An 11,980-nucleotide genomic window follows, 5' to 3' on the forward strand; every position below is an offset into this window, starting at 1 on the left:
GGCGGCTCCGAAAAAACAGCGGAAGGGGAACGGACTGGCAAGCCAGCAATTGAAGCAAACTGTACAGAGTCATACGCAACGCGGACATGCACAGATGGCGGTTCTATAAGAAACTGTATAGGCGCCCACCACCCGCTTCGTGCCGCATCGCAACATGCAACTCGAACTCGATCCTTCTCATCCCCAGCGTACGTTGGTCGACCAGATCGTCCAAGGCATTCGTGCGGCGGTGGACAGCCATACCTTGCTGCCCGGCACTCGGCTGCCCTCCGTGCGCAAGTTGGCGCAGGCCCACGATGTGAGCACCTTTACGGTGGCGGAGGCCTACACCCGGCTGGCGGCGCTGGGCGCCATCGTCGCGCGGCCGCGTTCGGGCTACCTGGTGGCGGCTCGTACACCGGCCCAACCGGCTTCCGTGGCCCCACGCTGGGAGCCCCCGACGCTCAACGCGGCGTGGCTGCTGTCGGATGTCTTTGCCGATCGCTCCATCGCCATCAAGCCAGGCTGCGGCTGGCTGCCGAACGACTGGCTGGACGAGCGCGGTGTGCAGGAAGCCATGCGCGCGGTGAGCCGTGTGTCGGCGTTGCGGGTGGCGGGCTACGGACATCCGTGGGGCTATGCGCCGTTGGGCGACTACGTTGCGCAGTCGCTGGCGCTGCGCGGGCTGCCGGTGGAACGCTCGCAAGTGCTGCTGACCAGCGGCGCGACGCAGGCGCTCGACCTGATCGTCCGCACGTTGTTCAAAGCGGGCGACGTCGTCGCGGTGGATGATCCTGGCTACTGCAACGTGCTCCAGGTGCTCAAGCTGGCCGGCCTGCGCGTGGTCGGCGTGCCGCGCACGCCGGATGGACTCGACACCGTGGCGCTGGAAAACATCCTGCGCGCCGACGACGCCGACCGGCCGCGCGCCCTTTTCACCAGCTCCGTGCTGCAGAATCCCACCGGCTCCTCGATGACGGCGCAGAACGCCTATCGCGTGCTGCAACTCGCAGAGCAACACGGCCTTTGGATTGTCGAAGACGACTTGCACCGCGAACTGGCCGATCCCGCCGCCCCGATGCTGGCTGCGCTCGACGGCCTGCGCCGCACGCTCTACGTGAGCGGCTTTTCCAAGACGATCTCGCCCTCATTGCGCGCGGGCTATGTGGTGGCCGACGCCGCCATCACGCGCGAACTGGCGCGCACCAAGATGGCCGTGGCGCTCACTTCGTCTGAAATTACGGAGCGCATCGTGCATGCGTTCGTCACCCGCCCCGTCTATGCCGAACACGTGGCGCGACTGATTGCGCGGCTGGGCGAAGCGCACACACGTGTCGAAACCCTCATGCGCCAACATGGTGCCGAGCCGTTCGATACACCGGGGCGCGGTCTCTTCCTGTGGGCGCGTTTGCCCGGACACGCAGATGCCGCGGCGCTCGCCAATCAGGCCATCGAGCACAACATCTGGCTCGCGCCGGGCCAATACTTCCGGCCGCATGACGAGCCGAGCCCGTGGTTGCGCTTCAACGTGGCGTACTCCGCCGAACCGGCGCTCTGGGAATTCCTCTCGCACGCCTGACAGGCGCAAGCTGCATGCGGCGCAATGACGTATTGCATGCAATCAATCACGTGGCCGGCACTCAAACGTGAACTTCGCTGGAACGGAACGTCGCGGCGTCACAGAAGCGCGACACGATGCGCTGTCGCCTACCGTTCTCCTGCGCTGTCGATTCCCAACGCCACCTGCAGCCCAACCTGCACAAGGAGTGCCATGGACATCAAGACCGTCCGCGAAACCGCCTTCGCGATGCCGTTGACGAGCCCCGCGTACCCGCCCGGCCCGTACCGCTTCATCCATCGCGAATTCTTCATCATCACGTACCGCACCGATCCGGCCAAGCTGCGCGCCATGGTGCCCGAGCCGCTGGAAGTGCCCGAACCGCTCGTCGCCTACGAGTTCATCCGCATGGCCGACTCCACCGGCTTTGGCGATTACACCGAAAGCGGCCAGGTCATCCCCGTCACCTACGAAGGCACTCCTGGCACGTACACGCTGGCGATGTACCTGGACGACCATCCGCCCCTGGCCGGCGGCCGCGAAATGTGGGGCTTTCCCAAGAAGCTCGCCTCGCCCCGGCTGGTGACCGACAAGGACACGCTGATCGGCACGCTCGACTACGGCCCCGTGCGCGTAGCAACCGGCACCATGGGCTACAAGCACCGCGAGCTGGATCTGGCCGAACAGAAACGCCGCCTGGAGCGCCCGAACTTCCTGCTCAAGATCATTCCGCACGTGGACGGCAAAACCGCGCGCATCTGCGAGCTGTCGCGCAACTACATGATCGACGTCGACATGAAAGGTGCGTGGACCGGCCCCGCATCGCTGGAACTGGCGCACCATGCGCTGGCGCCCGTGGCCGAACTGCCCGTGCTGGAGATTGTCGAAGCGCGGCACATCATTGCAGACCTGACCCTCGGCATGGGCGAAGTCGTGTTCGATTACCTGGCGAAGTAACGCCTGCCCAACGCCATTCCTTTCCCGCCAACCCTCGGAGTACACACATGTCTGATTTGAAAGGCAAAGTCGCCGTCGTCACGGGTGCCGCCAGCGGCATCGGCAAGCAGATCGCTCTCACGCTCGCCGGTTCGGGCGCGGCCATCGCCATCGTTGACCTGAACGAAGACGGCGCCAAGGCCGTCGCCAAGGAAATCACCGACGCCGGCGGCAAGGCCATCGGCTTGCGCATGGACGTGACCGATGAACAAGCCGTGGACAGCGGCATCGACCGCGTGGCCGAAGAACTCGGCTCGGTCGACATCCTCGTCTCGAACGCTGGCATCCAGATCGTCAACCCGTTCGTGAGCTATTCGTTTGCCGACTGGAAGAAGATGCAAGCCATCCACGTCGATGGCGCGTTCCTGACCACGCGTGCAGCGCTGCGCCACATGTACAAGGACGACCGTGGCGGCGTGGTGATCTACATGGGCTCGGTGCACTCGCATGAAGGCTCGCCGCTCAAGTCGGCCTACGTGGCGGCCAAGCATGCGCTGCTGGGCCTGAACAAGGTGCTGGCCAAGGAAGGTGCCGCGCATAACGTGCGTTCGCACGTGGTGTGCCCCGGTTTTGTGCGCACGCCGCTGGTCGAAAAGCAGATTCCCGAGCAAGCAAAGGAACTCGGCATCAGCGAAGAGGATGTCGTGAAAAAGGTCATGCTCGGTGATACCGTGGACGGCGTGTTCACTACGGTGGAAGACGTGGCCGAGACGGTGCGCTTCCTGGCCACGTTCCCGAGCGCCGCACTGACTGGCCAATCGTTCGTGGTGAGCCACGGCTGGTTCATGCAGTAAATCTGAGCACCCGCAAGGAGGTTGGAGGAGATATGCCCGCACCCAAACTACGCGTGGCCGCAAGCAAGCGGCCCACGCCGGCAGAGTCGTCACGCCCCGCAGATGCGCCGCTCACTACAGCGCAGCGCATCGTACTTCCCGAATACGAAAACATCGCGTTGGTGCTGCAAGGCGGCGGCGCGCTGGGCTCGTACCAGGCCGGCGTGTTCGAAGGGCTGGACGAAGCCGGCATCGTGCCGAACTGGATTGCGGGCATCTCCATCGGGGCGCTGAATACGGCCATCATTGCTGGCAACGCGCCCAAGCATCGGCGAGAGAAGCTGCGCGAGTTCTGGCAGATCATCACGCAACCGACGTTTTCGCCGCCGCTGCCGGACATCCTGGAAAACGCCTGGTTTGACGGCAACGCGCATCTGCGTAAATGGCTGACCGCCATGCAGGCGACGGACACCCTGCTTGAAGGCCAGCGTGGCTTCTTTACACCGCGCTTTCCTGCGCCGCTGCCGGCCAACGAAGTCGACCCGCTTGAAGCCAGCTACTACGACACCTCGCCGCTCAAGGCGACGCTGGAACGCCTGTGCGATTTCGACCGCATCAACGACGGCGGCATCCGCGTGTCGGTCGCTGCCGTAAACGTCCGCACCGGCAACCTGGAAGCGTTCGACAACACCGAGCGCCGCCTGCGCGCCGAGCACTTCATGGCATCGGGGGCGCTGCCGCCGGGCTTTCCGCCTGTGCTGATCGACGGCGAGTATTACTGGGACGGCGGCGTCGTCTCCAACACGCCGCTGTCGTATGTGCTGGGCTCCAAGCCGCGCCGCGACACGCTGGTGTTTCAGGTGGACCTCTGGAGCGCGCTGGGTCCGGTGCCCAATACGATGATCGGCGTGGCCAGCCGGCAGAAGGACTTGCAGTACTCCAGCCGCACGCGGCTCACCACCGACTGGATGGAGCGTTCGCAATCCACCCGCCGGTTGATACGGAAGCTGCTCGATCACCTGCCGCCCAAGGAGTTCGAGCGCACGCAGTGGTACAAGCACGCGCAGGAAATGGCCTGCACCAAGCGCTACAACGTCTTCCACCTCATCTACGCAGCCAAGGAACACGAAGGCCCCGGCAAGGACATCCAGTTCGGGCCGTCGACCATGCGGGACCATTGGGCCTCAGGCCTGGCGGATATTCGCGAATCGCTTTCGCACCCGGAGTGGCTGGAGATGCCCGATAACGAGACGGGCTTCATCACGCACGACATCCACCGCCATCCGGGCTTAGAGCGGGAAGACAAACGGCTCTGAGCCACACTACCGCGGTGCGGGCGGCATACGCAGCGCAGTCGACAGCGGCGGCCGCGGCAGCGCGGCCGTCCATGCACGGCGGATCACCGCGCTGATCTGCTTGTAGACCTCTTTCGAGATCACCGTTTCGGCCAGCATCGTGTCGATCTTGCTCTGGCCGATGTACAGCGCGAACAGCACCAGCAGGCGTTTTTCCAGCGCAGCGCTGTAGTCGCCAAACTTCTCGCGCAGCTCGGCCAGGCCCTCTTCGGCCGCCTCGATCCGGGTGATCAACACGCCGTCGAGCAGGTCTGCCATGCGCTCGCCCAGCACGGGCTGAAGCGACGTACGGTTGTACGCGCGCAAGCGTTCGAGCACCGTCTGGCGGCAAATGAGCAGCTCAAAGCGATCGGCCAGCGCGTTGGCCAGTGGCCGGTCGATATGCGCCACGCGATGCAGCCACACCGCAAAGCGGTAGCCGGCGTTCTTGGCGAGGATGCGCCGCGATGCGCGCTTGTAACCCAGGCGCCCCTCCGTGCGCGCCGCGTCGATCATGTCGGCGGTGTTGCGCATCATGGCGTCGAGGTTGCGGATCGAGACGAGGCCGTTGCCGTACTCGGGAATCAGCTCACGCTCCCGCGTGGCAAGCGATACCAGGCCGATGGTCAGGCGCTCGCGCTCGGACAGCGCTTCCTCGAGGTTCAACTCCAACGCCCCGGCCGCGACTTCCCGCCGATACACCTCCGCCGCCTGGTCGGTGGCGCCCGACGTGAAATGAAAATGCCCGCCGATGCGGCGCATGGTCGATTCCACTTCCTCCGTCGACATGCTCAGCGCCTGGCCTTGCAAGGCTTGCTCTTGCGGCGACAACTGATCGAGCCCCAACTGCCGCATCACCCAGCGCAGCGTCGCCCCGTTGAAAAGCACGCTCACCAGCACAAAGCCGGTGGCGAGGATGGTGACGAAATGACGATCGGCCTCGTGCACGGCCTGGTTCTCGGCCACACCAAGCGCCAGCACCAGCGTGACAGCACCTCGCAGGCCGCCCCACGCGAGGGCAAGCTTGTAGGCATGGCTGACCGGCGCGGAAAGCTTGAGCCACGCCAGCGCAGGCAGCAGCCCAAACAGCACGGCAAGGCGCGCTGCCAGTGCCGCCAGCACGATCACCGCCAGCCACAGCGCGTCTTTCCACACCACGCCGTGCAGCAGTTCCGGCACGCGCACCGCAGCCAACAGAAAGACCACCGCCCCAGCCAACGCCGCAATCTGCTCCCAAATCAGTTGCAGGTGCGACCAGTTGCGCGGCGTCAGGCGCGTGCGGCCCAGCGCGCCGATCACCAGCCCGGCGCAGACCACCGACACCACACCCGACACGCCCAGCATGTTTTCCGCCACGAGATACAGCGGATACGGCAGCGCGAGCGTCCACGCGGCTTCGGCCTGGGCGATGCCGCGCAGCGCCGGCAGCAGGAATGCGGCGATGCGCCCGGCAATCAAGCCGAACACCACGCCGCCGCCAAACGCCTTGGCCAGCTCACGCAGGCCGGTGCTGACGGTGGCGTCACCGCCGTTTCCCGTCAGCATGGCGAGCAGCACGCCCATGATGGCAATGGCGGCCGCATCGTTGAGCAGCGCCTCTCCCTCCACCAGGCGGATCAGCCGCGCCGGTGCGCCCACGTCGCGAAACACCGCAATCACGGCGGACGGATCGGTCGTGGCGATCATCGCGCCGAGCAGCAGGCACGTGACGATGCCGAACGGCGTGACGGCCGCCGCAGCGAGTCCAATCACACCCGTGGCGACCACCACGGCCACGATGGCCAGCATCAGAATCGGCGCGGCATCCGGCGCCATGCTGCGCACATCGACCGACAGCGCCGCCTGAAACAGCAGCGGTGGCAGGAACAGCCACAGGTACGCCTCCGCCGGCCAGCTCGGGTCGACGAGCGGTGCGAAGAACGTGGTGGCAAAGGCGGGCGCGCTGCTGCGCAAGATCACATAGGCGCCACCGATACCGATGCCCGCCAGTGCCAGCAAGGTCGATTCCGGCAGCGTCAGGCGCGAAGCCAGCATCTGTACCATCGCCACCACCGCCAGCAGACCGCCCGCCACCAGCAACAGGATCACGACGCCGTTCACGACGCTGCCTCCCGCACAGCGAGCCAATCCGCCCGTTCGGCATCGGTCAGGTCCGGCACGACAGCCGTGCCGGTTTCGGCAGCGGCCACGGCGGCTTCGAGCACAGCCATGACGGCCACCGCCTGCACGGGCGGGACGGGATTTGCCCGGTTGCCGAGAATGGCGTCGCGCACAGCGGCGTAGTACGCGCGCTGATCGCCAGCAGGCGTTGCGACGGCGGTTTCGGTGGATGTTGCGCCGTCGATGAGCAGACCCGCGTCGTCGTCGGCGCCCCAGCCTTGCGCGCCGGGTTGCATGCCGGCCAGCAGTTGCGCTTCCTGCTGATCCATCCGCCGCTTGATGAATGAACCGCGCGTGCCGTGGACCACCCAGCGCGGCGAGCCGCCCGCCACCAGCATGCTCGCGTGAAGCACGGCGCGCCGCTCGCCCATTTCCAGGACGACATGCGCCCAGTCCGGCGTCTCGGCGCCGGGGCGCTGGCGTGCGAACGAAGCGCTCACCGCATCGGGCAGGCCAAGCAATTGCAGCGTCTGGTCGATCAGGTGCGGGCCGAGATCGAACCAGATGCCCGTGCCCTGCCCCGCCTGCTCCCGCCAGCGCGCACGCACCTGCGGGCGATAGCGGTCGAAATGCGCCTCGACGTGCATGGCTTCGCCGATGGCGCCGCTCGCAATCGCTCCTTGCACGGCCAGGAAATCGCTGTCCCAGCGGCGGTTTTGGAATACCGACAGCATGCGCCCCGTCTCCCGCGCCACCCGCGCCAGATGCCGCGCCTCTGCCAGCGTGACGGTGAACGGCTTGTCCACGACGACATGCTTGCCAGCGCGCAACGCAGCTTCAGCCAACGGCGCGTGGCGGTCGTTCGGCGCGGCAATGACCACGAGGTCGACATCTGCGTGCGTGGCCGCCGCTTCCGGCGTGCAGACCACAGCCTGCGGCCGGTCCGCATGCACGGCCTCCGGCCGGTTGGAGCCGATGACCCGCAAATGCAGCCCCGGCGTGGCGTCGATCAACGCGGCGTGAAAGAGCTTGCCGGCATAACCGTAGCCGATCACAGCGGCTCTCAATGACATCTGATGTGATGAATGCGACATGTCAGAAAAATGGCAGAAAACAGGCGAGTCAGACGACGGCGCCGCAACTTGGTGCCCAAAACCTTAGGACGTCGTACAAAAAAGTTGCTGGACCCACGGCCAGCAAACGTTGCGTATCGTCAAAAACACGTCTTAACTCTCTTGTAAATAGGAATTGTTCTCATTATTATCTGCGCCTTCACATTCTGAAGGCGCCGCACCTCGGGGGAGGGAGTCGCGTCCTACTTTTCACTTTACGGGAACTGCAATGCCGCCGAAACGTTTGTGCCTGTCTCTGGCCGTCCTTGGAACGCTGCCGTTTGCCCACGTGGCAACTGCAGCCGACACCGTCACCGCAGCCGATGCGGGCACGTTGCCGACGTCCACGGTCAAGGGCACGCGCAGCAGCACGAGCTACGACACGCCGATCGCCAACACCGCCACAAAGATTCCCGTGCCGCTGCGCGAGATTCCGCAGTCGGTGAACGTCGTGCCGCGTGCGGTGATCCAGGACCAGGGCGCGCTGTCGATTAACGACACGCTGCGCAACGTGCCGGGCGTGTCGGCCTCGCTGGGCGATGCGCAGCGCGACCAGGTGACGATTCGCGGTTTCTCGTCGATCAACGACCAGTACGTCGACGGCCTGCGCGACGACTCGCTCTACTTCCGCGACCTGTCCAACATCGACCGCATTGAAGTGTTGAAGGGTCCGGCGGCCGTGCTGTACGGACGCGGTTCGTCCGGCGGCATCATCAATCGCGTGACCAAGAAGCCGCTGGCCACGCCGCTGGCCGAGGTGGGCGTGGTGGTCGGCACCGAGCAGCAGAAGCGCGCCGAATTCGACCTGAACACGTCCGTCAACGACGACGCCATTCGCGCGCGCATCACCGGTGCGGTCGAGGATTCGGGCGGCTTCCGCAACGACTATTTCCTGCGCCGCCAGGCGATCTCCCCGTCGTTCCTGTTCAACCTGGCGCCCGATACCAAGCTGACGGTGCAGTTCGACTATCTGCACGACAAACGCATTGCCGACCAGGGCGTGCCGTCATATCGTGGTCGTCCGGTGAACGTTCCCATCGAGACGCGCTACGGCTCGGCCGATGCGGGCGCCGGCAATGTGGAATCCACCGTCAAGAGCGTGACCGGCACGCTGGACCACCGCTTCAACGACAAATGGTCGTTCCACAGCGTGGTGCGCAACTACGAATACTCGCTCGGCCGCAACAACTACACGACGGTCAGCCGCGTCACCGATGGGCCGATCCCGACTGTCACGCTCGCCGTTAACCAGCGCAACCGCAACGACCGCGGCACGCTGTGGCAGAACGAGTTGACGCAGAAGGCCGAGACCTGGGGCATCCAGCACACGCTGCTGTACGGCATCGAGCTGGGCTATCAGGACAAGAGCGACCGTGTGGCTGCGGCGCCAGGCAGCACGACGTACAACCTGTTCAACCCGACGCTGCAGGTGTTGCCGACTGTGCCCGGCAACGCGGTGCCGACGAACTACGGCCTCTCGCACAACGAGACGTATGCAGCGTACGTGCAGGACTTGATCAAGTTTTCGCCGCAATGGACGGTGCTCGCCGGCCTGCGCTATGAAATCCTCAAGCAGAGCCGCGACGACCTGACCCCGCGCAATGTCGATCTGTCACGCACCGACAAGCCGGTCAGCCCGCGCTTCGGCGTTGTGTATCACCCGATCGAGCCGCTCTCGCTGTACGCGTCGTACAGCCGCTCGTTCCAGCCGCTGGCCGATAGCTTCACCTTCTTCCCGAACAGCGGCGCGCTGGCTCCGCAATCGACCACGAACTACGAAATCGGGGCCAAGTACGACCTCTCGGCAGGCGCGAGCGTCACGGCCGCGCTGTTCGACATGAAGCAGACCAACCTGACAGCAGCCGACCCGGTCACGCTGCTCGGTGTGCCCATCGGCACGCAACGCACGCGCGGGCTGGAGCTGTCGTTCACAGGCGAGATCGTGAAAACCTGGTCGCTGATGGCGAGCTATGCCTACCTGAACGGCCGCCTGGAAAACCCGAACGACCGCAGCGGCGGTGTGGCCGTCAACGGCAACCAGCCGTCGCTCACGCCGCGGCATAGCGGCTCGGTGTGGCTCAAGCACGATCTGCCGAACGGCTTCTACGTAGCGGGTGGTGTGCGTGCGGAAGCTGCGCGTTACGCATCGCAGTACAACCTGACGACGCTGCCCGGCTACATGACCGTCGACCTGGGTGCCGGCTATCGCAGCAAGCACCTTGATGTCACGCTGAACCTGCAGAACCTGTTCAACCGCGCCTACTACGTGTCGGCGCATGGCGGCGCCGAGAACTACAACATGCCGGGTGCCCCGCGCATGGCGCTGCTGGGCGTGCGCTACAAGATGTAAGCGCCGAACAGGCGAACAAGCGATGCTGCGACAGGTGCTCTTCCGCTTGCACTGGCTGATCGGGTTGTCAGCCAGCGTGGTGCTGGCCATCGTTGGCGCTACCGGCGCGCTGATGGCCTACGAAGATGAACTGCTGCGCGCGCTCAATCCCGGCGTGCTCACCCTGCCCGCGCGCAGCGGCCCTGCGCCGACGTTGCCACAGGTGGCTGCGCAGGCGCGTGCGGCCATACCGGATCGCCCCGTCACCTTCATCACCGCTGCGTCCGACCCAACCGAGCCGTGGCGCGTCTGGTACGCCTGGCCGCCCGGCAAACACGGCGGCAGCAGCCGCGGAGAGCTGCGCTACATCGATGCCGCTACCGGCACCTTGCTGCCCGAGGCGCGCGCGCAGCGCTTCTTTGCCACCGTGAAGTTGCTGCATCGAACGCTGCTGGCTGATGAGATCGGCAAGCAGATCGTCGGAGCCAGCACGGTGGGGCTTGTCGTGATGGCCCTCTCGGGCCTGTACCTGCGTTGGCCGCGTCGCGTCTCGAACTGGCGAAGCTGGCTCGTCATCCGATGGAGTCGCGCCGGTCGCATCCGCTGGTGGGACGTGCATACCGTCATCGGTACGCTGGTGTTGCCGCTGTATTTGCTCGCCGCCTTCAGCGGGTTGTATTGGGCGTATGACTGGTACCGCGATGGCCTGCAGCGCCTGGCCGGCATGCCGGTTGTCGCCAAGGCAAAACCGGTGGAAGGCGCGCGACAACCGCTCGACGGTGCGGCATTGGAGCGCACGTGGAACGTTTTCCTGGCCAACGCGTCAAACTACGGAACCGCCACCCTGCGTATTGACGATGCCCGCACCGGCAAGGTCGATATCAACTGGCTCCCGGCCGATGCACCGCACGACCGCGCCTTCAACCGTTTGACGCTTGACGCCGGCACCGGCGCCGTCATCCGCAACGAATCCTTCGCCGACAAGCCGCCGATGCAACGCCTGCTGGCCGGGATGTTGCCGCTCCACAATGGACGCTACTTCGGACCCATCGGCGTCGTGCTAGTGTTGATCGGAGCGTTGATGCTGCCGGTGTTTGCGGCAACGGGGTGGTGGCTCTATCTGGATCGGCGCCGACGCGCGCAACCGCAGCGCAAACACGCATCCGCAGCGACACGTCCTTGCTGACAACGTAGGGGCAGCGACGCGATGTCGGGCGCCTCAACACAACAAGGACAACACCATGGTGATCGAAAAATCCCGCGACCTCTGCCTGCGCCCGCTCGAGCGCAACGACCTGCGTTTCGTCCACGAGCTGAACAACGACGCGAAGATCATGCGTTATTGGTTCGAAGAGCCGTACGAAACCTTTACTGAACTCTCGCAACTCTACGACCGCCACGTGCACGACCAGCGCGAGCGCCGCTTCATCTGTGAAAACGACGCCGGCGAAGCCGTGGGTCTGGTCGAGTTGATGGAGTTGAACTACATCCACCGCCGCGGCGAATTCCAGATCATCATCGCGCCCGGCTGGCAAGGTCACGGCTATGCGTCAACCGCGACGCGACTGGCCGTCGACTATGCGTTCATGGTGCTGAATCTGCACAAGCTGTATCTCGTTGTCGACGTGGTGAACGAACGCGCGATCCACGTGTACGAGAAATGCGGTTTCCAGCGCGAAGGCGAGCTGATCGAAGAGTTCTTCAGCAACGGCGCGTATCACAACGCGCTGCGCATGTGCGTGTTCCAGCGCGATTACGTCAAGTCGATCCGCGGCGCCAACTGACGCACAACAGCACGG

Annotated in this window: 9 protein-coding genes; 7 read left to right on the forward strand and 2 right to left on the reverse strand. The window is 65.1% G+C overall.

The features are described 5' to 3' along the window. Window positions 1–154: 154 nt before the first annotated feature. The 4 genes from R2669_RS01345 to R2669_RS01360 all read left to right on the forward strand — a co-directional run bounded on the left by R2669_RS01345 (window position 155) and on the right by R2669_RS01360 (window position 4,622). Window positions 155–1,558, forward strand: a complete 1,404-nt coding sequence (locus tag R2669_RS01345; protein WP_316898115.1) for an aminotransferase-like domain-containing protein — start codon at window positions 155–157, stop codon at window positions 1,556–1,558. 192 nt (window positions 1,559–1,750) lie between these two features. Continuing rightward, window positions 1,751–2,494: an acetoacetate decarboxylase gene (locus R2669_RS01350; RefSeq protein ID WP_316898117.1), complete on the forward strand. Its 744-nt coding sequence runs from the start codon at window positions 1,751–1,753 to the stop codon at window positions 2,492–2,494. 47 nt (window positions 2,495–2,541) lie between these two features. Beyond that, window positions 2,542–3,327, forward strand: coding sequence for a 3-hydroxybutyrate dehydrogenase (locus tag R2669_RS01355; protein WP_045220069.1), 786 nt, complete (start codon window positions 2,542–2,544; stop codon window positions 3,325–3,327). 32 nt (window positions 3,328–3,359) lie between these two features. Continuing rightward, entirely contained in the window at window positions 3,360–4,622 is a 1,263-nt protein-coding gene (locus R2669_RS01360; protein WP_316898119.1) for a DUF3734 domain-containing protein, read from the forward strand. A 6-nt stretch (window positions 4,623–4,628) separates the two neighbouring features. Here the strand turns inward: R2669_RS01360 and R2669_RS01365 are convergent, their stop codons facing one another. Both R2669_RS01365 and R2669_RS01370 read right to left on the reverse strand, forming a co-directional pair. After that, window positions 4,629–6,740: a cation:proton antiporter gene (locus R2669_RS01365; protein WP_316898121.1), complete on the reverse strand. Its 2,112-nt coding sequence runs from the start codon at window positions 6,738–6,740 to the stop codon at window positions 4,629–4,631. Beyond that, a complete protein-coding gene (locus R2669_RS01370) occupies window positions 6,737–7,813 on the reverse strand; it encodes an oxidoreductase (RefSeq protein WP_316898123.1) in 1,077 nt (358 codons plus the stop codon). Before R2669_RS01370 ends, R2669_RS01365 begins: the two co-directional genes overlap by 4 nt. A 268-nt stretch (window positions 7,814–8,081) precedes the next feature. Between R2669_RS01370 and R2669_RS01375 the strand changes: the two genes are divergently transcribed. From R2669_RS01375 to speG, 3 genes are read left to right on the forward strand one after another with little or no spacing between them, the layout of a single operon-like run. Continuing rightward, window positions 8,082–10,202: a TonB-dependent receptor gene (locus tag R2669_RS01375; protein WP_316898124.1), complete on the forward strand. Its 2,121-nt coding sequence runs from the start codon at window positions 8,082–8,084 to the stop codon at window positions 10,200–10,202. A 22-nt stretch (window positions 10,203–10,224) separates the two neighbouring features. Then, complete coding sequence (locus tag R2669_RS01380) at window positions 10,225–11,367, forward strand: PepSY-associated TM helix domain-containing protein (RefSeq protein ID WP_147215653.1); 1,143 nt, start codon at window positions 10,225–10,227, stop codon at window positions 11,365–11,367. 55 nt (window positions 11,368–11,422) lie between these two features. Beyond that, on the forward strand, window positions 11,423–11,965 hold the full coding sequence (speG, locus tag R2669_RS01385; protein ID WP_102066311.1) for a spermidine N1-acetyltransferase: 543 nt from the start codon (window positions 11,423–11,425) through the stop codon (window positions 11,963–11,965). The last annotated feature ends 15 nt before the right edge of the window (window positions 11,966–11,980 follow it).

The sequence above is a fragment of the Ralstonia edaphi genome, from assembly GCF_958350185.1.
Taxonomy (GTDB): domain Bacteria; phylum Pseudomonadota; class Gammaproteobacteria; order Burkholderiales; family Burkholderiaceae; genus Ralstonia; species Ralstonia edaphi.